The organism is Capnocytophaga sp. G1920, from assembly GCF_051417515.1.
Window position 1 is genome coordinate 131,000 of the sequence record NZ_JBPRKH010000002.1, and the last position, 23,066, is coordinate 154,065.

The 23,066-nt window shown below is 37.8% G+C and carries 20 protein-coding genes; 8 read left to right on the top strand and 12 right to left on the bottom strand.

Annotation, left to right across the window (positions count from 1 at the left end):
- From ACSQ7D_RS02520 to priA, 3 genes are read left to right on the top strand one after another with little or no spacing between them, the layout of a single operon-like run.
- Complete coding sequence (locus ACSQ7D_RS02520; protein WP_437135255.1) at positions 1–228, top strand: serine hydroxymethyltransferase; 228 nt, start codon at positions 1–3, stop codon at positions 226–228.
- Positions 203–1,114 carry a YihY/virulence factor BrkB family protein gene (locus ACSQ7D_RS02525; protein WP_048748013.1) on the top strand — a complete coding sequence of 304 codons (912 nt, stop codon included), beginning with the start codon at positions 203–205 and terminating at the stop codon, positions 1,112–1,114. Before ACSQ7D_RS02520 ends, ACSQ7D_RS02525 begins: the two co-directional genes overlap by 26 nt.
- The gene (priA, locus tag ACSQ7D_RS02530; protein ID WP_437135256.1) at positions 1,114–3,567 is read left to right on the top strand and encodes a replication restart helicase PriA; all 2,454 of its coding nucleotides are present in this window, start codon (positions 1,114–1,116) and stop codon (positions 3,565–3,567) included. The genes ACSQ7D_RS02525 and priA overlap by 1 nt, the downstream gene beginning before the upstream one ends.
- A 102-nt stretch (positions 3,568–3,669) precedes the next feature.
- Here priA and ACSQ7D_RS02535 read toward each other — a convergent pair whose 3' ends face one another.
- The 5 genes from ACSQ7D_RS02535 to ACSQ7D_RS02555 all read right to left on the bottom strand — a co-directional run bounded on the left by ACSQ7D_RS02535 (position 3,670) and on the right by ACSQ7D_RS02555 (position 10,235).
- A complete protein-coding gene (locus tag ACSQ7D_RS02535) occupies positions 3,670–4,017 on the bottom strand; it encodes a DUF2853 family protein (protein ID WP_009419954.1) in 348 nt (115 codons plus the stop codon).
- Positions 4,018–4,056: 39 nt separating this feature from the next.
- A complete protein-coding gene (gene menD / locus ACSQ7D_RS02540; protein WP_437135257.1) occupies positions 4,057–5,730 on the bottom strand; it encodes a 2-succinyl-5-enolpyruvyl-6-hydroxy-3-cyclohexene-1-carboxylic-acid synthase in 1,674 nt (557 codons plus the stop codon).
- The gene (ppk1, locus tag ACSQ7D_RS02545) at positions 5,731–7,836 is read right to left on the bottom strand and encodes a polyphosphate kinase 1 (RefSeq protein ID WP_437135258.1); all 2,106 of its coding nucleotides are present in this window, start codon (positions 7,834–7,836) and stop codon (positions 5,731–5,733) included.
- 1 nt (position 7,837) lies between these two features.
- Positions 7,838–9,112, bottom strand: coding sequence for an ABC transporter permease (locus ACSQ7D_RS02550; protein ID WP_181830782.1), 1,275 nt, complete (start codon positions 9,110–9,112; stop codon positions 7,838–7,840).
- A 193-nt stretch (positions 9,113–9,305) separates the two neighbouring features.
- Positions 9,306–10,235 carry an ABC transporter ATP-binding protein gene (locus ACSQ7D_RS02555; RefSeq protein WP_002672307.1) on the bottom strand — a complete coding sequence of 310 codons (930 nt, stop codon included), beginning with the start codon at positions 10,233–10,235 and terminating at the stop codon, positions 9,306–9,308.
- A 627-nt stretch (positions 10,236–10,862) separates the two neighbouring features.
- Here ACSQ7D_RS02555 and lgt point away from each other — a divergent pair.
- From lgt to idi, 3 genes are all read left to right on the top strand, one after another.
- Positions 10,863–11,822 (top strand): prolipoprotein diacylglyceryl transferase, encoded by a 960-nt coding sequence (gene lgt / locus ACSQ7D_RS02560; protein WP_437135259.1) that lies wholly within the window; start codon positions 10,863–10,865, stop codon positions 11,820–11,822.
- Positions 11,823–11,883: 61 nt separating this feature from the next.
- Positions 11,884–12,399, top strand: a complete 516-nt coding sequence (locus ACSQ7D_RS02565) for a DUF192 domain-containing protein (RefSeq protein WP_016479480.1) — start codon at positions 11,884–11,886, stop codon at positions 12,397–12,399.
- Between the two features lie 18 nt (positions 12,400–12,417).
- Positions 12,418–12,936, top strand: a complete 519-nt coding sequence (gene idi, locus ACSQ7D_RS02570) for an isopentenyl-diphosphate Delta-isomerase (RefSeq protein WP_009419961.1) — start codon at positions 12,418–12,420, stop codon at positions 12,934–12,936.
- A 57-nt stretch (positions 12,937–12,993) separates the two neighbouring features.
- Here idi and speB read toward each other — a convergent pair whose 3' ends face one another.
- The 7 genes from speB to pncA all read right to left on the bottom strand — a co-directional run bounded on the left by speB (position 12,994) and on the right by pncA (position 19,522).
- Entirely contained in the window at positions 12,994–13,899 is a 906-nt protein-coding gene (gene speB / locus ACSQ7D_RS02575; RefSeq protein WP_437135260.1) for an agmatinase, read from the bottom strand.
- Between the two features lie 101 nt (positions 13,900–14,000).
- Entirely contained in the window at positions 14,001–14,375 is a 375-nt protein-coding gene (locus tag ACSQ7D_RS02580; protein ID WP_002672326.1) for a DUF4293 domain-containing protein, read from the bottom strand.
- 56 nt (positions 14,376–14,431) lie between these two features.
- Positions 14,432–15,337, bottom strand: a complete 906-nt coding sequence (locus ACSQ7D_RS02585; RefSeq protein ID WP_009411114.1) for a YitT family protein — start codon at positions 15,335–15,337, stop codon at positions 14,432–14,434.
- A 105-nt stretch (positions 15,338–15,442) separates the two neighbouring features.
- Positions 15,443–16,633 (bottom strand): pyridoxal phosphate-dependent aminotransferase, encoded by a 1,191-nt coding sequence (locus tag ACSQ7D_RS02590; RefSeq protein ID WP_437135261.1) that lies wholly within the window; start codon positions 16,631–16,633, stop codon positions 15,443–15,445.
- A gap of 15 nt (positions 16,634–16,648) precedes the next feature.
- A complete protein-coding gene (locus ACSQ7D_RS02595) occupies positions 16,649–17,473 on the bottom strand; it encodes an endonuclease/exonuclease/phosphatase family protein (protein WP_437135262.1) in 825 nt (274 codons plus the stop codon).
- 25 nt (positions 17,474–17,498) lie between these two features.
- Positions 17,499–18,959 (bottom strand): M14 family zinc carboxypeptidase, encoded by a 1,461-nt coding sequence (locus ACSQ7D_RS02600; RefSeq protein ID WP_437135263.1) that lies wholly within the window; start codon positions 18,957–18,959, stop codon positions 17,499–17,501.
- 23 nt (positions 18,960–18,982) lie between these two features.
- On the bottom strand, positions 18,983–19,522 hold the full coding sequence (pncA, locus tag ACSQ7D_RS02605; RefSeq protein WP_016479475.1) for a bifunctional nicotinamidase/pyrazinamidase: 540 nt from the start codon (positions 19,520–19,522) through the stop codon (positions 18,983–18,985).
- A gap of 470 nt (positions 19,523–19,992) precedes the next feature.
- Here pncA and ACSQ7D_RS02610 point away from each other — a divergent pair, with 470 nt between their 5' ends.
- Both ACSQ7D_RS02610 and ACSQ7D_RS02615 read left to right on the top strand, forming a co-directional pair.
- On the top strand, positions 19,993–20,634 hold the full coding sequence (locus ACSQ7D_RS02610; protein WP_437135264.1) for an O-methyltransferase: 642 nt from the start codon (positions 19,993–19,995) through the stop codon (positions 20,632–20,634).
- A gap of 88 nt (positions 20,635–20,722) precedes the next feature.
- Positions 20,723–22,945 (top strand): patatin-like phospholipase family protein, encoded by a 2,223-nt coding sequence (locus ACSQ7D_RS02615; protein ID WP_437135265.1) that lies wholly within the window; start codon positions 20,723–20,725, stop codon positions 22,943–22,945.
- The last annotated feature ends 121 nt before the right edge of the window (positions 22,946–23,066 follow it).

Below are 23,066 nucleotides of genomic sequence, written 5' to 3' on the forward strand. Positions count from 1 at the left end.
ATGAGCGTTTATTATCTATCATTCAGCATTGAGCAATATTTGGGTTTTCTCCTTTTTGTAGTCATTTTCCTAATTGGTTTTTGGCTATTCTGCCTTTTATGTATGGTTATTCCTTATTGGTTTATCGGGGCGATAAAAGAGCGACTAAAAGAAAGAAAATCAACTAAAAGCAATATGCTTTCCCAAAAAAAACTAACTACTGATGACATTAAAAGAGAGAATACATAACCTTCCCATTATCAAGCAATTCGTAAGCTTTTTGAAAAGTATTCCTTTAGCTAAAAATGCTTTTTCATTATATGATTTGCTCGAACTGTATACCGCAGGGATTATTAGAGGTGCACTCACCTATCGGGCGAGCGCTATCTCGTATAGTTTTTTCTTGGCAATCTTTCCCTTTTTGCTGTTCATTTTAAACTTAATCCCTTATATTCCTATCGAAAATTTCCAGGGAGACTTTTGGGCTTTTATTGAAGATATGCTTCCCCCAGGTACGCACGATTTCTTTTCAGATATTTTTTTCGATATCGCCGATAAAAAACGTGGTGGCTTATTGTCTTCGGTATTTTTTCTCTCTATTTTCTTAATGACCAATGGTATTATGGCAATTTTTGGAGGGTTTGAGTATTCGTACCATCGGCAAATCACACGCACCTATATCAAGCAATATCTCTACGCCCTAATGGTAGCAATTATTTTGGCGCTTCTCGTTCTATTTGCTGTGATTGTATTCATTTATTACGAAGTATACTTAGTGCCTTACCTCGATAAAATCAATTTTATTACCGATTACGAAACGCTACTTAAAATATCGAAAATAGTTTTCGTCGCACTGATTACCTACTTCGGTACAGGACTGCTGTTTTACTTCGGCACAGTTGAAGGCAGGGAAAGTAAGTTCTTTTCAGCAGGTTCGCTCTTTACAGTGTTATTGTTCGGCTTGACAACCTATTTGTTCGGTATTTATATCGAGAATTTTTCTCGCTACAACCAGCTGTATGGGTCTATCGGGGCATTGCTTATCTTCCTGCTTTATATTTGGTTAAATGCCAACATATTGTTATTGGGGTTTGAACTGAATGCTTCGCTTCTGAAACTTAAAAAACACGACTGATGTATTTCGTAGATGTAATCTTGCCGCTTCCGCTTTCTAAACTTTTTACCTATCGTATTAATGAAAACGAAGCACATTTCTTACAAATGGGAATGCGCGTGGCTGTTCCATTCGGTAAATCGAAAGTATACACGGCTATAGTACATCATATACATACGGTCGAGCCTTCTTATGACACCAAAGACATTGAATATATCTTAGATGAATCGCCTATCGTTACTCCCCAGCAAATAGAACATTGGCAATGGATAGCCGATTTCTATATGTGCACTTTAGAGGAAGTACTAAAATCAGCCTTGCCATCGGCTTTTTTATTAGAAAGTGAAACAATAATCGAAATTGCAGAAAAAGAATTAAATTCAACACTCTTTACCGATGACGAGTGGCAGGTATACGAAGCCTTACATTACAAAACAGCCCTCAAAGGTAGTGAGGTGAGCAAGATAATCCCCAAAAACAAGGCTCTGAAAGTGATGAAGAGCTTGGTAGAGAAAGGAGCTGCTCGCATTTCCGAAAGAATATTTGAGAAATATGTACCAAAACTCATCAAATACATTCGTTTATCTTCTGAATATCAAACCGAAGAAGGCTTGCAAAAAGCCTTAGAACTCTTAAAAAGGTCGGAAAAGCAAAAGAAGCTAATAATGGCTTATTTTAATTATATCAACAGAGAAGTATTGCCTTTAAAAGCAGAAAAATTATTAGAAGAAGCCAGTGTATCGACAACAGTACTAAAATCAGTAATAGAAAAAGGTATTTTTGAAGAATATTACTTACAGAAAGACCGCGTTAGCTTTGCTGATAGTAATGTTTTGTCAAAAAAGATACTCAATGAGGTACAAGAAGAAGCTCTTCATCAAATTCAGGAACAGTTTCAGACTAAAAATACAGTTCTTTTACAAGGGGTTACCGCCTCTGGGAAGACTGAAATTTACATTGAACTTATCGACCAATATTTAAAGACAGGAAAACAAGTACTTTATCTTCTTCCTGAAATCGGCTTGACAGTTCATCTTATCAACCGATTCAAGAATCACTTTGGCAAGAGCCTCTCAGTATATCATTCTAAATATAGTACAAACGAACGGGTGGAAGTTTGGAATAATGTACTAAATAATAATCCCAAAGCGCAATTGGTTGTAGGTGTTCGCTCATCAGTTTATTTGCCTTTCAGGCAATTAGGGCTTGTAATCATTGATGAGGAGCACGATAATTCTTACCGACAGTTTGAACCAGCCCCTCGAATGCAAGCACGGGATACTGCTATTATGTTAGCAAACATTTTCAAAGCTAAAACTTTGCTGGGTTCGGCAACGCCTTCGTTGGAGAGTATGCATAACGTGAAGACTGAAAAGTACGGATTTGTATACTTATCAAAACGCTATGCAGATTTCCTTCCTCCTATTATCGAGCTTATCGATATTAAGGATAAGTACCATCGCAAACGTATGAACGGGCATTTTTCCGACATTCTGATAAAGGAAATTACGAATACTTTATCGCAAGGGAGACAGGTGCTTCTCTTTCAAAACAGAAGAGGTTATGCTCCTATCGTGCAGTGTATGCAATGTGGCACGGTGCCCCAATGTCCGCATTGCGATGTAAGTCTCACTTTTCATCAAAGCAGTAATCAGTTGCGATGCCATTATTGCGGTTATGCGATTCCTATGCCCAAAGCCTGTATAGCTTGTGGAAGTGTTGATTTAAGAACAAAAGGCTTCGGAACAGAGCAAATTAGTAAAGAATTAGAAGTGCTTTTCCCAAAAATAGCCATAGACAGAATGGATCAGGATACTACCAATGGTAAATACGGATATGAAAAAATATTATCGAAGTTCGAGCAACAAGAAACGCAAATATTAGTAGGTACCCAAATGATCACGAAAGGATTAGATTTTGAAAATATAGGTCTAGTAGGCGTAATGAATGCCGATGCTCTCATTCATTCTCCTGACTACCGAGCCTACGAAAGGAGTTTTCAGCTATTATTGCAAGTATCAGGGCGTGCGGGAAGAAGTGCCCAACAAGGAAAAGTATTGATACAAACCTATAACCCACAGCACCCCGTAATTCAGCAAGTATTACAAAATGATTTCAGAGGAATGTATCAAAGTCAGATAGAGGAACGCCAATCCTTTTTATATCCTCCTTTTGTACAAATGATAAAAATAACTCTCAAACACAGTAATTTTAACCAAGTAAATGAAAGTGCTGAGTGGTTTGCTAATACACTTCGTGAAGTTTTTGCTTCTCAAAGGGGAATAAACGTCTTAGGTCCTGAATTCCCTCCTATTTCGCGTATTAGAAATGAATATCTGAAAGATGTTTTGGTGAAAGTACACCCCTCCGAAGTCTCTTTACGTCACACTAAAGAGCATATCAAGCGTATTGAAAACAGTTTTCAAGCTATCAGCAACTTTCGTGCTATTCGGGTAAGTTATTTGGTGGAATAATTACTATTTATTTGAGATATGAATGTTCTTTCCAAAAATATCTACATAAAAAATAAGAGGCTATCTGAATTGGATAGCCTCTTGTTCTTTTTAAAAAATCTTTTATTTGTTATAAACGCTTTCTTTTTTGAAGTGTTTAGCCAACAAATAATAAACAACTGCACGGTGCTTATTTCTGTTTGATTTACCATATTTTTCTAACACAGCTTCAATAGCTTTGTCTAACTCAGGACCGTCTTTCAAACCTAATTTTTTGATTAGGAAGTTTTGTTTTACACGGTCTAACTCTGCTTGGTCAGAGCCTGATACTTTAGAAGCATCGGCGTTGTAGATAGAAGGACCTAAGCCTACAGTTACTTTTGTTAAGAACGCTACATCTGGGTTCTTTTCACCACATTTTTCTTTCAAATCTTGGGTGTACACAGCAATTAATTCATCACGTTTGCTCATAATTTTTTATATTTAAAATTATTAATGCGGTAAAGGTAGTCATTTTTTCAATACCTCAAAATATTTTAACAAAACTTTATCATTTATTTTTCTTGGTGTATGGATTTCTAACAGCTTAGGTCTCTCTGATACTTCGAAGAAATTACTTAAATCTTTCTGTAAATCAGATAGATTAGTTGCTAACTGATAGCTAATGCCATACATTCTACAAAAATGTTCTGCTGTAAGCCTATGAGGTGTCTCAAAGAAGTATTCAAAGTTAGGATCAACTTTATCACCGGGTAGTATTCTGAAAATGCCTCCACCTTGATTATTGAGGAGAATCACTCTAAAGTCTTGTGGAATATATTTGTTCCAAAGAGCATTGCTGTCGTAAAAGAAACTCAAATCACCTGTAATGAACACTGTGGGCGATGCGCTTCCTACAGCAGCCCCAATAGCAGTGCTCATACTACCGTCGATACCGCTAGTACCTCGGTTGCAAAACACCTTCCAAGAAGGGTGGGCTTTTATCAGTTGGGCATACCTAATTGCAGAACTATTGCTTATCTGTATAATATAATCATTAGGAATATTACTGAATACCTCACTGTACACTTTAAAATCGGAGAAAGGCGTTTGGCTGATATACTCTAAATGTATTTGCTGTATCTCGTTTTTCACCTCTAACCACTGCTGTTGATATACGGAAGAAACATTAACCAAATTAGAGATTACCTCCCTCAAAAAAGTATTGATATCCGCTTTAAAATGAGCTGTTAAACAGAAATATGAATCATAACCTTTGTGCAAATCTACATTATAGTGATAAGTAGGTTTATAACTACGTAAGAACTGTTTTATCTTTTTGGAAACTACCAAGCCTCCAAAAGTAAGTAATAAATCAGGTCGTAAGGCTTCTTTTAGAGCTGGGTCTCTTTCAGTATAAGTGAGCAATTTATCTATATAAGGAATAAAATGGGAGTGGTGCAAGTTAGATGTAGTTTCTGTCAATACCAATACCGAAGGATCTTTAGCAAGCCATTCTACATATTGTGCTTCTACACTATTAGGAGCCAACACTCCTACTAATACCATTTTTTTAGCTGAAGCGTTCCAATGTTTCACAAAATCAGTGACTTTTCCCTTATTAATAATAGGTTTCTGAGGTTTTGCAGCTATATTCTTAAAAGGATAGTGCTCTTCCGTAGTGAGGTATAAGGGTTCTTCAAAAGGTACATTGATGTGTACCGGCAATTGCTCCTCTATAGCTGTATTCAGTGCCCTGTTTAGCTCGTAAAAATTGCTTTTATCGCTATGTGCTTTATCGGATAGATTGGCATTGTAGGCACTGTGGTTTGCCAGTACATTCACCTGACGTATGGTTTGCCCGTCGCCTATATCTATTTTGCTCGACGGACGGTCGGCTGAGATGACCACTAATGGTATATTGCTGTAAAAAGCCTCTGAAAAAGCGGGATAGTAATTCAGCAAGGCAGAGCCCGATGTACACACCACTGCCACAGGTTGCTGTAATTGCTGAGCAATGCCCAAGGCAAAAAAAGCAGCACAACGCTCATCTACGATGCTGTAACAGTTAAAATAAGGGTCGTTGGCAAAGCCAATAGTCAGAGGGGCATTGCGCGACCCTGGTGAAATAACAATGTGCTTTAATTGTTTGGCTTTACAGGCTTCTATTACGTATTGTGCTAATTTTATTTGAGGTCTTTTCATCTATTTGGTGCGCTTATTTTTATGCTGATAATACTCGTATAAGGCTACCTGTGAGCGCAAAGAAGGGGTAGTATGAGGGCGGTAGGTGTTGTCCTGTGCCTGGTTAATTATACGTGCTTTTACATTGTCTGCCCAACTTATTTCGAAGGTGTCTATCAACTCTTGCTGTATTGCTTTGTCGTAAATAGGGCAACCTACTTCTACTCTGAATAAAATATTGCGTGTCATCCAGTCGGCTGAAGAGATGTAGAATTTAGGGTTGCCTCCGTTGGCAAAGATAAACAAACGTGGATGCTCCAAGAACTTATCAACTATACTTATTACCTCTATATTCTCACTCATTCCTTCAATGCCAGGCACTAAACAGCAAATACCACGTACAATCATTTGTATTTTTACTCCTGCACGGCTGGCTTCGTATAGCTTGTCTATCATCTTGTAGCTAGTAATGTTATTCATCTTCAGTTTGATATACGCCTCTTTGCCCGCCTTAGCATTCTTAATTTCTTCGTCTATCAGGTGTTTGAGTTGCTTTTTGGTATAGTGTGGAGACACTATTAGATGCTTGAATTTTTGCACATTGTAGTTGGCATCAAAGAAGTTGAACACTTTGTTCACTTCTTTGAGTATCTCCTGATTGGCAGTAAAAAGCGTATAATCAGTATAGATTTTAGCAGTAGTTTCATTGAAGTTACCAGTGCTGATAAATCCATAACGTTTCAGTTCTTTACCTTCTTTACGTTCAATCACACATATTTTACTGTGTACTTTCAGTCCGCGTACGCCGAAGATGACTTTTACACCTTCTGCTTTTAGCTGTTCAGCATATCGTATATTCGATTCTTCATCAAAACGAGCTTGCAATTCTATCTGTACGGTTACTTGTTTGCCATTTTTCACTGCATTGATAAGTGAATTAACTACTTGCGAGTTCTTTGCCAAACGATAAATGGTTATTTTCACCGATTTTACCTTAGGGTCAAGGGCAGCTTCCCTCAAAAACCATATAATGTTAGAAAAAGTATGGTAAGGCGTGTATTGCAAATAGTCTTTTTCGGCAATTTTCTTTAGCAAACTCTCTTCTGAGGTGAGTCCTTGTACAGGTAGTGGCTGTATAGAGGCATATGTCAAATCCTTACGCCCTAAGCTGGGGAAGTTCATAAAGTCGCGGCGGTTATGGTAGCGCCCTCCTGGGATTACGCTGTCGGTTTTCATAATACCCATTTTCTCTAATAAAAATTGCAAGGTGTCCTTGTCTATCATCTTGTCGTACACAAAGCGCACCGGCTCGCCTTTGCGTCTGTCTTCTATACTGGTCGAGAGTTTCTCGATAAAGCTCTTGCTCAAATCATCGTCTATGTCCAACTCGGCATCACGAGTGATTTTAATCATATTTGCCGTAAGCGATTCGTAATTGAAAATGTTAAATATCTTGTGCAAGCAAAAGCGTATCACATCATCAAGCATAATAATATAATGCTTATCTCCTATTTGAGGCAACTCTATAAAACGGTCGAGGGTAGCAGGCAACTCAATAAGGGCATACTGTATTTTTTCTTTATAAACACGTGATGAAAAGAACTTTTGTACTCCTGAGGTTTTTTCGTCTTCTTCTTTTAGGGTCATTTTCACTGCCAAATACGCCACATCGTCTTTCAGTTGTGGGAACTTCTCTAAATCGTTAAGGATAATAGTAAAGAGGGCGGGGCGTACTTTGTCGTAGAAATAGGTATTTACAAAGGATTCGTGCTCAGGTAATAACGTTTTTTCATCTACTATAAATATCTGCTCTTTCTCCAATTCCTTGGTAATAGTGGCAATAATTTTCAAGCTCTCTTCTTGTAGTTGTATTACCTCTTTGGTAATTTCTTCCAAGAGCTCTTTGGCGTGTACCCCCAGTTCTTTGTCTGAGGTTTCGTTCATCGCCACTCGTTTTACAGTAGCATAACGCACTTTAAAGAACTCATCTAAGTTGTTGGAGAAGATACCCGCAAAACGCAAACGCTCCAATAGGGGCACTCGCTCATCGGCTGCCTCTTGAAGTACGCGTGCATTGAATTTTAGCCAACTCAATTCGCGGTTGATATATTGATTTTTTATCTTCATTTTACTTCATTTTGAGCCATTTCCATACCTCTCTATAGCTAGCTTTTTTGCCGTACATCAAGATACCAATGCGGTATATCTTAGATGCTAATTTAATGACCGCAAAGAAAGTGAGATACAAAATAACGAGAGAAATCAGTACTTCCCACCACGCTACCCCAAACGGTATACGCATCAACATTACTACGGGCGAAGTGAGAGGTATGTATGAAAATACTACCGAAATCGTACCGTGAGGCTCTTCAATTACCGAGAACATACCTACATAAAAGGCTAATATTAGCGGTAATAATATAGGCATTAGGAACTGTTGTGTATCAGTTTCGTTGTCTACCATTGCGCCAATCATCGCATAAAGCGAACTGTATAACAAATAACCTCCTATGAAGAACAATAGGAACACCACAAAGGTTTCCGCAAAAGGGAAATGGTACAAGGTAGCCACTATATTGTTGATTTCCGATACGTTACCCGCTCCTTGTACCGCTTGTGCAGAGGTATTTACTTCAAAAAAGGAGGGTGCCAATGCCAACAGTACACCTCCTATAACTATCCATATCGCAAACTGGGTAAGACCTGCTAATGAAGTACCCAATATCTTGCCTAACATTAGTTCAAAAGGCTTAACTGATGAGATAATGATTTCCACAATGCGATTGGTTTTCTCCTCTATCACACTGCGCATTATCATATTACCATAGATGATGATAAACATAAAAATAAGATACCCCGCTATGCCTCCAATGGTTATTTTCATTACGTTATCCAACTCCGAGGTCTTCTCTCCCGTAAAATTCTCCATTTGTATGCTTATATGCGTTTTAGCGGCATCTATCTCTTTTTTGTCAATCCCTTTTTTAGTAAGGTTATGCTGAAAGAGTGTCCGCTCCATAGCATTAGTAAGCTCACTGGTAAGAGATAACGAAGGCGACTCTTCACTATAAAAAGCAATATTTTGGTCGCCTTTATCAGGGATATACAACAATCCGTATTTGCTTTTTGCCAACACTTCGGCTTTGGCATCTTTGAGTGAAACATTGCTGAGATATTCGTACTGAATAGTCTCGGTATTCTCAAAAGTGTTGGCATAGAGTCCACTCTCGTCTACAATCACAATATCCTTAGCCTTGCTCTTATTGTTTACGTTAGTCAAAAAACCAATCACAAGCGCAAAGATAACCACTATCAGCGGACTTACAAACGTCATTATTACAAACGACCTATTACGTATTTTATTTAAGTACTCTCTTCGAGTAATAATTCCTAAGTATTTCATCTTAATTTGTCAATTTATGCTATCTAAAAGTCTCTTTTGCGTCGCTACAGCTCCTCCTTTTGGAGGTTTGATTACGGACTGCCTCCCTTTGGAGGGAGAACGGAGGAGGTTAAAAATCTATATTCAATAAAGAACCTTCCCTCTCTTTATTCACTTACTCCGTTATAGCGGAAAACCTTTCAGACATCTTATACTATTCTTTCAATTTATTAATGGTCGATATAAAAATCTCATCTACTGAGGGGATAGACTCTACAAAGTGCGTTACTTCGGCACGTGTAGTGAGGTATTGCAACAAATCGTTAGCCGTTTGTCCCTCTTTCTTCTGGATATGTAATTTTAACTCGTCATATAGCGTTTTAAAATTTGTCTCACTCACTTCAAATTGGCTTTTAAGTTCAGCTAAGAGAGCTGTTTTCTGCTCTTCAGCAACTTTTAAACCTACTTCATACAAGTTGTTTTTATAAGCCCTCTTAATGTCGATGAGCTTACCATCTAATATCTTACGTGATTTATTGATTAGCGCAATATGGTCGCACAACTCTTCAACCGATTCCATTCGGTGAGTAGAGAAGATAATCGTTGCTCCTTGCTCCCGTAAGTATAGAATTTCGTCCTTGATAATATTGGCATTAATGGGGTCGAAACCGCTAAAAGGCTCGTCGAATATCAGCAGTTTAGGGTTGTGAAGTACAGTTACCAAAAATTGAATTTTCTGTGCCATACCTTTGGAGAGCTCTTGTACTTTTTTGTGCCACCAATCGCCAATATCAAGGCGGTTAAACCAAAATTTAAGTCGCTCCTTAGCTTCTTCCTTGCTCAATCCTTTCAGTTGTGCTAAATACAAAGCCTGCTCACCTACCTTCATCGTTTTGTACAAACCACGCTCTTCGGGTAAATAGCCTATTTGTGCCGTATGCTTAGGTTGTAACAGTTCTCCGTCGAAGAACACCTTACCCGCATCGGGCAATACAATTTGGTTGATAATACGTATCAGTGAGGTTTTTCCCGCCCCATTAGGTCCCAGCAGACCAAAGATACTCCCCTTAGGGATATGTAACGACACATCGTCTAAAGCCGTATAGTCGCCGTATTGTTTACTGATATTTTCTATTCTAAGCATTTATTTAATGGTTACTGATAAATGATTAACAATTAATTCCAAAGTGCAAAGATATAGCAATTCAAACTCAAAAGCAAATATTTGTCATTGGTTTGTATTCGGTAACTTTGCTAATGGTTGTTCTATGTTACAAAGTTTTTTTGCGTTTTTCTCGCAATATACCCCATTTTAACACTTTTTTCTCAATAATAAGAAGAGCGTTTTTTATGAGTTGATATACAGCATACTAAGGGCTTATCTTCGCCTTAGCTTCGGTTTAGGTTCGCCTTACCTTCGCTCTTCCTTCGGTTGAGATGGCTCAAAAGTAAAAGATAAAAATTAAACCAATATATTGTTTATCAATATTTTGTGTTTTTGAGGTTTAAAATAAGACCTTGTGGTATAAATTTAAAAAATCTGCGGTATTTAATATTCTTTAACAGAAAAATCTCAGTACATTTTAGCTCATTACCCCAAGCCCTAATCCGCCCTATTCTATTCACTCAATCATCATTATTAGTATTATTGGCATTTCTAGTATTAACTTTGGTATTATTAGTATTATTGGTATTAACTCGGTATTAATTTTATAAATAACTTGTCGTTTTAAATAAAAATCGTACTTTTGCATCTCAAAAATAAATACTAATGATTGCTTTAAATTTTATATGGAATTCTAATGAGATTCTCGCCTCTTTAAACCTACCTTTTATAGGTACTTTTTCACTTCGCTATTACAGCTTGATGTTTATTGTGGCTTTTAGCTTGGGGTGGTTTCTCACTAAAAAAATATACCTCAACGAAGGCAAAACAGTACAACAACTGGACACCTTGTTCGTTTATACCGCTATAGCTACCTTAGTAGGCGCACGTTTAGGCGATTGCTTATTTTACAATTGGGATTATTTCAAAGACCACTTGCTCGAAATCTTTTTACCTATTAAAGAGAAACCCGGTGGCGGTTGGGAGCTTACAGGCTTTTCAGGTTTAGCAAGTCACGGAGCTGCCGTAGGTATTATTATCGCAATGATACTGTATGTGCGTAAGTATAAAGATATTAGCCTATCGTGGATATTAGACCGCGTGGTGATTCCTATCACTATCGGAGGTATGTTTGTGCGCTTTGGTAACTTTTTTAATTCCGAAATCAACGGCAAAATAGTAAGCAATACTTATCCGTTAGGGGTGAAGTTTGTACAAGGCGGAGCTATCTCTCCCCGTCGAGCAATGGCTATTACTGAACAAACCGACCCTCAAACTGCTTATAAACTCATTGCTCACGACCCTCGTTATGCTGATATTTTAGCTTCTATCCCTTACCAACACCCTGCACAATTATACGAAGCCTTTGGCTATTTTTGCTTGTTTTGGGTATTGTGGTACGTGTATTGGAAAACTGACAAAAAAGACCAACCTTACTTCATCTTTGGACTATTTTTAGTACTCTTGTGGAGTATTCGTTTTGCAGTGGAATTTGTAAAAGAAAGTCAAGGAGGTTTCGAAAGCTCTCTCGGCTTGCTCTCTACTGGTCAGTGGCTCAGTATTCCATTTATCTTAGCAGGTTTCTACTTGTTATTCAGAAATCACATCAAAACACGTAAGTATTAATATTAATTCTGTGAACATTTTAGAACTTAATTAGAGTTAAAATTTAAATTTTATAATTAGAATGCAATTTTTTAGAAAACACTTTGTAACTGTAGCATTAGTATTGGTAGCCTTAGCAGCTATTGCCCTTATTTTACCTCGTTTCTTCTCTAATGAGAGTAATAGAGTGCAAGAAATAGAAATCACTCCTCAAGATATTGATTTTACTCGAGACGGTGAACTCTCTATCTTCAAAAACGACTCTCTTATCCAAACTATTGAAGTTGAATTTGCTAAAAACGATGAGGAGCGTGCCTTAGGGCTAATGTACCGCTCTTCAATGGACGAACATCAAGGAATGTGGTTTATTTTTCCAGAAGAAGCTCCTCGTTCTTTCTATATGAGAAATACTGAAATACCTTTGGATATCATCTATTTAGATAAAGATAAAAAGGTGGTAAGTATAGCTAAAAACGCTCGCCCTTACGACGAAACCTCTTTACCCTCAGAGAAACCCGCTATGTATGTATTAGAAATCAATGGAGGATTGTCCGATAAATGGGGAATTGAAAAAGGCGATAGAATGGAAGTAAAATAAGTACTCCTATTTGCAAATATGGAAGAACAAGTAATATTAGTGAACGAACACGATACTCCCATAGGCTTAATGGGGAAGCTTGAAGCACACCAAAAAGCCTTATTACATAGGGCTTTCTCGGTATTTATACTCAACGATAAAGGGGAGATTATGTTACAACAAAGAGCTGCGAGCAAATATCATTCGCCTAACTTGTGGACGAATACTTGTTGCAGTCACCCACGTCAGGGCGAGACAACTATTGAAGCAGGTAAGCGTCGCTTACAAGAAGAAATGGGGTTTGTTACAGAACTTACCGATATATTGAGTTTTATCTACAAAGCCCCTTTTGATAACGGGCTTACAGAGCACGAACTCGACCATATTCTCATAGGATACTATAACGCCTCCCCTACTATCAACCCTGAAGAAGTAGCCGATTGGCGTTGGGAACTTCCAGAAAAGATAAAGGAAGATATTGCTAAGCACCCGCATCGGTATACTGAATGGTTTAAGATTATTTTCGATAAATTCTTACATCAAGTACTAAAAGGATAAACAAAAGAGGCTATTTGAAAAATCAAATAGCCTCTTTTGTTATTTATAATCATTAATTTATCCCTTCTTTGCAAAAAACTCTTCTATACTTTTATTCTCTTTTTTCTTACTTCTATATTTAAAATAATAAGCTAACATCTTGTAATAAAGTTTAGCTGCCAAGAAAGCTGTAGGCTTAGCCTGCGGACTATCCATTAGTTCTACAATGTCAAACGCTACCACATTACATTTTTTAAACACTTTACGTAAGAGTTTAAGAGTAGGATACCATTGCAATCCTCCTGGTTCAGGAGTGCCTGTTGAAGGTGCGATAGCAGGATCGAAAGCATCTAAATCTATCGTGATATATACATTCCCCGATACCTTATCAAGTACATCTTCAACCCACTCTTTGTTTTTAGCTATTTCGTGAGCAAAAAATACTCGTCCTTTTGGTAAATATTGCTTTTCCTCTACATCCATCGAGCGAATACCTACTTGTACCAATTTGTGTTTTTGGTTAGCTTCAAATACAGCACAAGCGTGATTAGAGGTCGAACCGTGATACTCAGGGCGCAAATCAGTATGGGCATCAAGTTGCAATACTGTGAGTTTTTCATACTTTTCACCTACGGCACGTATAGAACCAATAGACACTGAGTGTTCTCCACCAAAAAGAGTAAAAAGCTTATCTTCGTGCTTCAATAGTTCTTGTGTCTTTTCATAAACCGCTTGTGTCATTGCCTCAGGCGAACTGTTTTCGCTTATTTCACCTGCTAAAAACACTCCGTTGAGATAAGGCTCGGTATCTGTTTCAATATCGTATAGTTCCATATTTTCTGAGGCATCTAAAAACAATTCAGGTCCTTTATCGGCTCCTTTACCCCAAGTAGATGTACCATCATAAGGTACTGTTACCAGCATTACTTTCGAGTTTTCCAGCGTTGCATTTTCTGTTGGAATACCTGCATATGTTCTTTTCATTATCTGATTTATTTAATAAATAGGGCACAAAGATAATAAAAAAATCCTAAGTTTAAACACTTAGGATTTTTTTAACGCACAACACTACTAAGATTATAGGTCTATCGCAATCGGTCTGCTGATTTTACGAGCTTCTCGTCCCGTCTGATAGCCTTGTTGGCTAAAAACAAAAAAACGATAGAAAGCACGGGTACGAAAACCCCAACACCTTTCTCCGAAAGCAAGCCTTCTCCAGATGAGTTTAGCATTCGATATACAAATATTCCTAGTAAAGTAAAATTTATAAGGACGTTCAGCCAGTTAAGCCACTGCTGAACACTTCTTTTCTTATATTTAAATATGGTGTATAGAGCCAATATTGCTGTTATCCCTAATAAGATACTCCTAAGCCAATCTATACTGAAAAGCATCGGGACGGCTACGGTAGCTACAATCACTACCAACAGCATATAAATAGTTTGTATTCTCTGAATCATTCTTTTTTGTTTTGAACGTGCAAATATAGTACTTTTTCTAAAACCTGAAAAATATTTTACTTTAATTTATCAAAACCATTACCATAAACCCCCATTACGTTAGTCTTCGTTACAAAGGCAGCAGGATCTATTGTTCGCACCAAACGGAAGATAGAAGTAGCCTCTGTACGGCGAGCTATTACAATCACTATTTTTTGTGAGGATTTAGAATACCAACCTATCCCATCGATAATAGTACAACCGCGTTTGAGTTCACTATTGATGTGATTCGCTATCTCATCATAGTGTTTAGAGAAGATAAACAACTGCACCGACTGTCTTGCTCCATTGATAACAATTTCTACCATCTGCCACATCAGAGGTAAGAGGATAAGTCCATAAATAGTCTTTTCGAGTGAATTGTCTTGGCGTTCCAAAATGAAGAAAGACGATAGCACAATACACACGTCCACCACCAAAAGAATACGCGCTATACTGATGCTGTAATACTTAGTGATAACAAAGCCTATTATATCAGTGCCTCCTGTACTTCCGTTAGCTGAATAAACCAATCCTAAACCCGTACCGCATAGCAATCCTCCCATAATTACATTTAAGAAGTCGTCTCTCAAAGGAGGGTGTTCTATAAAGTAAGGCATTAAATACTCTTTCCCAGCCCAAATCAATCCCGATAGAATAGTTATAGAGATGAGTGTTCGGTAGGTGAATTGCTTACTCATTGCTTTAAAGCCTATCACCAAGAGTATAAAGTTGATAATCCAATAGGTAATAGCCAGGTCGGCTCCTAACTTATAATTTAGGATAAGACAGATACCTGCCAAACCTCCTGTTACTATCCCATTAGGCATTATAAAGCCTGTAATTCCTATCGCATATGATATAAGCCCTAAGATGATAATAAGATAATCCTTTATGTAAAAAGACTTTAAGTATTTAATAGTCTTGCTATCTGCTATTGCCATAACACTACTTTAATTTTACAATGATTCTTTAGTCATTTATTTTTTAGGCGCAAAAGTACTATTTTTAATTGAATGTGCAAACCAAAACTGAAAAAGTGTTTTTAATTATTGCAAACTCTCTTTTATACGTCTTATAGCTTCTCGTAGGTCTTTCTCAGAAGCGGCATACGAAAAGCGAATACAATTAGCATCACCAAAGGCTTCACCTGTAACAGTAGCTACCATTGCTTCTTCTAACAGATACAAAGAGAAGTCGGTTGCGTTATGGATATTGCGACCTCTTAGGGTTTTGCCAAAGAAAGACGATACATCGGGGAACACATAAAAGGCACCTTCGGGGACGTTGAGTTTGAATCCGTCAATCTCACTTAGAAGTTGTAATACTAAATCTCTACGCCTTTTAAACTCGTCTACCATATATTGTATTTTGCTTTTAGGTGCTTTCAGAGCAGTGATAGAAGCGCGTTGAGCTATGGCATTAGCTCCGCTGGTTATTTGTCCTTGTACTTTGGTACAAGCTTTAGCAATCCATTCAGGGGCTCCCATATAACCTATGCGCCAGCCGGTCATTGCAAAGGCTTTGGACATTCCATTTACGGTGATGGTACGTTCATAAAGTCCGTCGATTTCGGCTACACTAGTTACTCTCTCATTGGTGAAGTTGATATACTCATAAATCTCATCAGAGAGAATAAAGATGTTAGGGTGTTTTCTAAGCACTACGGCTAGAGCTTCTAATTCTTCTTTGCTGTATATAGAACCACTGGGGTTACAAGGGGTATTAAACCATACCATTTTAGTTTTAGGAGTAATAGCTACTTCCAACTGAGCTGGAGTTATTTTGAAGTCGTTCTCAATGGTTGTATGAACCTCTATTGGAACGCCTCCTGCCATTTTAGCTATTTCCTTATAACTCACCCAATAAGGAGCAGGAAATATCACCTCGTCACCGGGATTGAGCATCGCCAAGGCTACATTTGCCAAGCATTGTTTAGCTCCCGTAGATACTACTATTTGTGAAGGCTTGTAATGAAGGTTATTGTCGCGTCTGAACTTTTCGCAAATTGCCTCTCTCAATTCCAAATAACCATCGATAGGAGTATATTTGCTGTAGTTCTGTTGTACTGCCTCGATAGCTGCTTCTTTTATAAAATCAGGGATATCGAAATCGGGTTCACCCAAGCTAAGACCAATGATGTCCTTGCCTTCGGCTTTTAGTTCACGTGTTTTGGCTGCCATTCCTAAGGTAGCCGATACTTCCATAGCGTTGATACGGTCAGATAAATACTGTTTCATACTGTTTTAAAAAGTTTATTTCAGTTGTAATTCTACCCATACAGGCAAATGGTCGGAAGGATAGAGACCATCGATGCGGGTTTCTATAATTTTATATTGTTTTACTTTTATAGACTTCTGAACAAAGATAAAATCTATATGTCCTTTTAAAGGTTCATCGGTTTTAAAAGCATTGAAAGTACCCATATTAGGTGTTTTATTAGTGGGTGATAACTGAGTGTCGTACAACTGAGATGCTATTTTTTGCACGGCAGGGTGCTCAGTAGGAAGATTGAAATCACCCATTAAGATGACTTTCCCGCTCTTGGCAATCTCTTTAATTTTCTGTAAAACCAAATCAGCACTTTGTACCTGAGCTACTTTGCCTTCGTGGTCGAAATGGAGATTGAACACCCAAAAGGTCGTCTTTTTATCTTTGAGTTTTACCCAAGAGCAAATGCGGTTACAGCAAGTAGCGTCCCAGCCTAAGGAAGGCACCTCTGGAGTTTGAGAAAGCCAAAAATTTCCTTTGTCGAGCAAGGTAAAACGACTTTTTTTGAAGAAGATAGCCGAATGTTCACCCGCTCCCTTACCGTCGTCACGCCCTACGCCTTCACGCTGATAAGTAGGGAAACGCTCTTCCAAGAATTTGAGTTGGTGTGGTAAGGCTTCTTGTACTCCAAAGATATCGGGGTTTGCCTCTGTAAGCACTGTAAATACCTTTTCTTTCCTATTGCCATCAGTCCAGGCGTTTACACCATCTTGAGGAACTTCGCAACGAATGTTATAAGTCATTACGGTTAGGTCTTGCGCTATGGAAAAAGTAGGCAAGACACATAAAATAAATAATAATGGTTTCATAATATTGCTATTTTAAAATTATTAATTATTCTTTTCGGTAAATAGGGTAAATAGGTGCATTTTTACCTTCTTCTTTCCCTAAAACACTATCAAAAAAGTTCCAATTAAAGAAAGAATCAGGTGCTTGAGGTTCTAAGGTTTCTAACAGATAGTGTTTAGCGGGTTGCGCTACCTCAATAAGATAATCGCCTTTGTAAAGTTGTACTTTTTCTTTCTGAGGACTCACTTGTGTTTGGTGATGTAAATAATGCCCCTCAAACGGATAGGTATAAGTTTTAAAACTCTCAATGCGATAAGATGTTACATTCATCAGCGTATCTTTCTCTATTTCTGTTATTGCTACACCGTTAGCTTTTAGGCGGTCAATTACTCTTTGCCATACTTTAGGGACGATATAACTTTGAGGAATACTAACACTCTGCACGGGTTTAAAATGATTGTAAAGAGGTTTTTCATCTACTTTTGTATATTGAGTAGAATCTATTTCCCATTCCAACGAATATTCTTTTTGTGCATTATCAGCCTCTGTTTGTTTGATTTTTACTTGCTTGATATACTGATTGTCAGCATCGGCTATTTCTACAAGGTTTTTCATCATCTCATAGTTAGCTTCTACGCGTTTTTTGTAGGGTTTCTGTCTATTAGTATTAATGCGGATACTCATACAATTCCACAAGCTGACATAACCAGTGGCATATCGAGGAATATCGGGGTGTGAGGATAAGGTTAATTGCTTAAAAGGGGTTCTCAAACTATCGCTTTGGAAAGGGAGTTGTCTTTTTTCTAACTGCTGAGAGAGACGTGGCAATAAAGCATCACGTACATAACCTCCTGTAAAAACGCCTAACTTCTCAATTTGTGAGGTAGAATAGCTTAACACATAAGGAGCATTAGCTACATCAATTACGTGGTTATCAATAAAGATATCTGGCTGTACTTCTTGTAAGATTTTAGCAAACGACAAGGTATTTTCTACATCAGCTTTTACAAAATCGCAGTTCAAATTGTAGTTTGCTTCACTATTTTTCTTACCTGTGAGCATTCCGCCTATATTGTACACTGGGATAGTTACTACTATCACATTTTTGGAAAGCTTGATTTCATTCTGCGCCAAATTACGAAAGAGCAACATAGTAGCGTCCACTCCATCAGGTTCGTTGCCGTGAATAGCATTATTGATAAAAACAATAGTTCTATCTTTGTGATACTTGGAGAGATTAAACTCGGCATCGGGACTGTAGATTACCAAGTGCAACGGCTGACCATTATCGGTTTGCCCCATTGTTTTAAAGGAAATAGATGCAAATTCTTTCGATAAATCTTTGTAGTAGTCTATTACTTCCTGATATGATGAGCTCTTGGTACCATCAGTTTGCTCAAAGGGTGTTTGGTAGTTTTCTCTTGGAGAGAAGAAAGGTGTGTCACAACCCGCAAAAGCCACAGCTAATATTATATAAGCAATATATTTCACTTCTATTTTTAACATATTATTCTTTTAATATTTATTTTTTAGCAATTGATTGACCTTATACCTTTGTCGAACAAACTTACCTTATAGCCTAAGGCTTTGGCATCATTGGCACTATAAGCTACACAAAAATCACCTGCTAAGCCACAAAATACGAGTTCTGTAATGCCTTTGTCTTGCAAAAAACCGTGTAATCCTGTGTTGTTCTGTTTATTATTATCAAAAAAAGCACTGTAGCTATCCACTTCGGGGTTCATTCCTTTGCGAAAAATGGCTGCAATGGGGCGAATATCTAAATCTTTATGCAGTTCAGCTCCGAAAGTACCTTGCACACAGTGGTCTGGCCACAGTATTTGGTCGATACCTCCGAGCTGTATTACTTCAAAAGGCTTTTTACCTGCGTGCTGACTTGCAAAACTTTTATGAGTAGCAGGGTGCCAATCTTGTGTTGCAACAATAAGGTCATACCCTTGTGTCATTTCGGCATTGATAAAGGGAATTATTTGGTCGCCTTGGGGTACAGGTAATGTACCGGTAGGCATAAAATCGTTTTGAACATCTACAATTACAAGTGCTTTCATAGTAACTCTTTTCTAAACTAATGATTAATGATTAATGGTTAATGATTAATGGTTAATGATTAATGGTTAATGGTGAGTTAGGAGGGATTATACGAAATCTTATGTGATAAACAGTGTGAGCCACACTAGCAAATAAGCAATGAACGAACAAAAGACGAACAAAAGACGAACAAAAGACGAACAGAAGACGAACAATGAACGAACAATGAACGAACAATGAACGAACAATGAACGAACAATGAACGAACAATGAACGAACAAAAGACGAACAAATGACGGTGCGAGCCACACGGGCAAATGAACAATGAACGAAGAAAAGGTATAGTAAAGTTATTGTTATATTGGAAATAAAAAGTACTTTACCTCGCTTCTTCTACATTTCTATCAATCTTCTCTACCTTTGGCTTTTGTGGCAAAGGTACAGCTTTTTTGAATATTATTGCTATCTTTGCCAAAAAAATATTTTACCAATGCACTTTTTATCAGAAGATTTAGAAAATTACGCTTGCGAACATACTGACAACGAACCCCCTTTACTGCAAGAACTCAGTAGGCGCACTCATCTTACTGTACTGCAACCGAGAATGATTAGCGGTCATTTACAAGGGCGTTTCCTCAGTTTGCTCTCTAAATTGATACAGCCTAAAACTATTTTGGAAATAGGCACTTACACGGGCTACGCAACCCTCTGTTTGGCAGAAGGGTTGGCAGTTGATGGTGTTTTACATACTATCGACATCAAAGAGGAACTCACTGACCTGCAAAGAGAGTTTTTTGACCGGAGTGGCTATGGGGCGCAAATTGTGCAACACTTAGGCAAGGCAACCGATATTATCCCTACTCTCAGCACTACTTTCGACCTTGTTTTCATAGATGCTGACAAACAGAATTACGCTCATTATTTTGATTTGGTGATAGAGAAAATGAACTCAGGAGGTATTATCCTCTCTGACAATGTGTTGTGGAGTGGTAAAGTAGTGCAAGAAGTAAAGCCTTCGGATAAACATACCCAAGCCTTAATGGCTTACAATCAAAAACTAAAAAAAGACCCTCGTATAGAGACAGTGCTACTCCCCATACGGGACGGTATTACCATATCGAGAGTAAAATAGAGCGATTAAAAAATTAATCCTCATTTTTATATTGTTATTTGTTAATTATTTTATACCTTTGTACCTGTTTTAAAAAGCAATTCATTGGATGAGAATATTCTTAGCAACCATATTTCTGATACTTAGTAGTCCTCTTCTGCGTGCGCAAGATACTACCCACAAAAAGGATTTAAAAGTGGGATTGGTACTCAGCGGTGGAGGTGCGAAAGGATTAGCACATATAGGGGTACTAAAAGTGTTGGAAGAAGCAGGGGTGCGCATCGATTACATCGGGGGTACGAGTATGGGGGCTATGGTAGGAGCTTTGTATGCGGCAGGATATTCAGCCAATGAGTTGGACTCTATCTTCCGTCAGTTAGACTTTGATAAACTCTTGCAAGACAAGACTTCACGCCGTGCTAAATCATTACACGAGCGCTATATATACGACCGTTATGCAGTAGCATTGCCTTTCAACAACTTCAAAGTAGGGTTGCCTCGTGCGGTATCAAAAGGACAAAACATCTACAACGAGTTTGTGAAACTACTCTATCCGGTGAATGAAATCTATGATTTTTCGCAGTTACCCATTCCTTTCTTGTGTGTAGCAACGGATATAGAAACAGGTAAAGGCGTAGTACTTGAAAACGGTTTCTTGCCTCAAGCAATACAAGCAAGCGGTTCGTTTCCTTCGCTATTCGATTTGGTAGAAATAGATGGTAAATGGCTTACCGATGGCGGTATTGCCGATAATTATCCGGTAGACGAAGTTAAGAAAAAAGGAATGGATATTATCATAGGGGTAGATGTACAGAGTCCGCTAGCAAAACGAGAGGAGATTAACTCTTTTTTGAGTATTTTTTCGCAGATTACTACCTTCCCAATGATAGATAATATGCCAAAAAAAATAAAAGAGACCGATGTGTACATCAAACCTGATATAGAGGGATTCAACGTTATTTCGTTTGATAAAGGAGAGACAATCATCAACAATGGCAAAATAGCAGCGGAACATTTTCTACCAAGATTGCGTGAGATTGCAACTCAACAAAAACATACAGAGGAAAGAGAACGAATACAAAAGATAGATTCCTTTTACTTAAAAGACGTCCATTTTCATAACAACGAACACTTTTCACGTAGTTATTTGCGCGGTAAACTACACTTGAAATATCTAAACCGTAAGATTTCGTTCGAGCAACTGAACGACGGAATCGACAACTTGATGGCTACTAACAATTTCCATTCTATCAATCACCAGATTAGGCACACATTTGAAGGGGAACATATAGACTTTTATTTAAGAGAGAATCCGCAACGCACCTTTTTGAAATTTGGGATACATTATGACAATCTGCTAAAAACAGGGTTCTTGATGAACTATACTCGGAACTATTTCTTACAAAGCAGTGATTTTCTTTCACTCGACCTTATTGTAGGAGATAACATACGCTATCAGTTTGATTATTTTGTGGATAAGGGATTTTACATCAGTTATGGATTGCGGTCTAAGTTTGTGCAATTCGACCGAAAGCTGAACACAAAACGCTTATCTAACTACCGAATAGAGCAGTCGGAACTCAACCGAATGGACGTAGAGGCTTACGACTGGGTAAATCAGCTGTATTTGCAAACACTTTCGGGTAATGGTTTTGTATTTGGCTTAGGAGTAGAGCACCGCAAAATACAGTTTGATACTGAGCAAGTGCATTCAATAAGTTCAGCGACTTCGTATTCGGAAAAGAGTCATATAGGCAGTCTGTATTCTTATCTTAAATACGACAGCTTTAACAATAGCTTTTTCCCCAGTAGAGGGGTGTACTTCAATACACAGTTCAATTTTTATGCACTTGCCTCTAACTACTCAGATTTTAACAAATTTACAACGGGTAAAACAGAGTTATCATTTGCTTTTCCTATCTTGCCAAGATTGAGCGCACGAGTAGGATTAGAAGGTGGTGTTACCATAGGAGGCTCTAATATATACTCATTAGACTTCTTTTTAGGAGGGTATAACAAGAATGTATTTACAAACTATTCACCTTTTTACGGCTATGATTTTTTGAGCATTGGTGCTAAAAACTACTTAAAATCAGAATTGGTAATAGATATCCAACCCTTTAAGAAACAACACTTGCTATTATTAGCGAATATTGCTAAAGCAGACAACAATCTTTTTGAGAGTTTCGAGTGGAAGAAATACCCAGACTATTCGGGGTATGGTATAGGATATAGCATTGAGAGCTTTTTAGGTCCTATAGAACTGAAGTGCACTTACTCACCTGAAATAAGACAAGCGATATGGCTGTTTAATATAGGGTACTGGTTCTGATTAGGTAAAAGGTAAAAGATAAAAGGTAAAGCCAGCGAGGGCTCACAGCTGGGTATGTGAATAAAAAGTAAAAGGTAAAAGGTAAAAGCGGTAGCGACTAAATACTAACAACTGATAACTG

What these genes read in the sequence shown, in the direction of transcription:
- ACSQ7D_RS02520 (WP_437135255.1), top strand. Translation starts at nt 1, where the DNA reads ATGAGCGTTTATTATCTATCATTCAGCATTGAGCAATATTTGGGTTTT.
- ACSQ7D_RS02525 (WP_048748013.1), top strand. Translation starts at nt 203, where the DNA reads ATGACATTAAAAGAGAGAATACATAACCTTCCCATTATCAAGCAATTC.
- priA (WP_437135256.1), top strand. Translation starts at nt 1,114, where the DNA reads ATGTATTTCGTAGATGTAATCTTGCCGCTTCCGCTTTCTAAACTTTTT.
- ACSQ7D_RS02535 (WP_009419954.1), bottom strand. Translation starts at nt 4,017, where the DNA reads ATGAGCAAACGTGATGAATTAATTGCTGTGTACACCCAAGATTTGAAA.
- menD (WP_437135257.1), bottom strand. Translation starts at nt 5,730, where the DNA reads ATGAAAAGACCTCAAATAAAATTAGCACAATACGTAATAGAAGCCTGT.
- ppk1 (WP_437135258.1), bottom strand. Translation starts at nt 7,836, where the DNA reads ATGAAGATAAAAAATCAATATATCAACCGCGAATTGAGTTGGCTAAAA.
- ACSQ7D_RS02550 (WP_181830782.1), bottom strand. Translation starts at nt 9,112, where the DNA reads ATGAAATACTTAGGAATTATTACTCGAAGAGAGTACTTAAATAAAATA.
- ACSQ7D_RS02555 (WP_002672307.1), bottom strand. Translation starts at nt 10,235, where the DNA reads ATGCTTAGAATAGAAAATATCAGTAAACAATACGGCGACTATACGGCT.
- lgt (WP_437135259.1), top strand. Translation starts at nt 10,863, where the DNA reads ATGATTGCTTTAAATTTTATATGGAATTCTAATGAGATTCTCGCCTCT.
- ACSQ7D_RS02565 (WP_016479480.1), top strand. Translation starts at nt 11,884, where the DNA reads ATGCAATTTTTTAGAAAACACTTTGTAACTGTAGCATTAGTATTGGTA.
- idi (WP_009419961.1), top strand. Translation starts at nt 12,418, where the DNA reads ATGGAAGAACAAGTAATATTAGTGAACGAACACGATACTCCCATAGGC.
- speB (WP_437135260.1), bottom strand. Translation starts at nt 13,899, where the DNA reads ATGAAAAGAACATATGCAGGTATTCCAACAGAAAATGCAACGCTGGAA.
- ACSQ7D_RS02580 (WP_002672326.1), bottom strand. Translation starts at nt 14,375, where the DNA reads ATGATTCAGAGAATACAAACTATTTATATGCTGTTGGTAGTGATTGTA.
- ACSQ7D_RS02585 (WP_009411114.1), bottom strand. Translation starts at nt 15,337, where the DNA reads ATGGCAATAGCAGATAGCAAGACTATTAAATACTTAAAGTCTTTTTAC.
- ACSQ7D_RS02590 (WP_437135261.1), bottom strand. Translation starts at nt 16,633, where the DNA reads ATGAAACAGTATTTATCTGACCGTATCAACGCTATGGAAGTATCGGCT.
- ACSQ7D_RS02595 (WP_437135262.1), bottom strand. Translation starts at nt 17,473, where the DNA reads ATGAAACCATTATTATTTATTTTATGTGTCTTGCCTACTTTTTCCATA.
- ACSQ7D_RS02600 (WP_437135263.1), bottom strand. Translation starts at nt 18,959, where the DNA reads ATGTTAAAAATAGAAGTGAAATATATTGCTTATATAATATTAGCTGTG.
- pncA (WP_016479475.1), bottom strand. Translation starts at nt 19,522, where the DNA reads ATGAAAGCACTTGTAATTGTAGATGTTCAAAACGATTTTATGCCTACC.
- ACSQ7D_RS02610 (WP_437135264.1), top strand. Translation starts at nt 19,993, where the DNA reads ATGCACTTTTTATCAGAAGATTTAGAAAATTACGCTTGCGAACATACT.
- ACSQ7D_RS02615 (WP_437135265.1), top strand. Translation starts at nt 20,723, where the DNA reads ATGAGAATATTCTTAGCAACCATATTTCTGATACTTAGTAGTCCTCTT.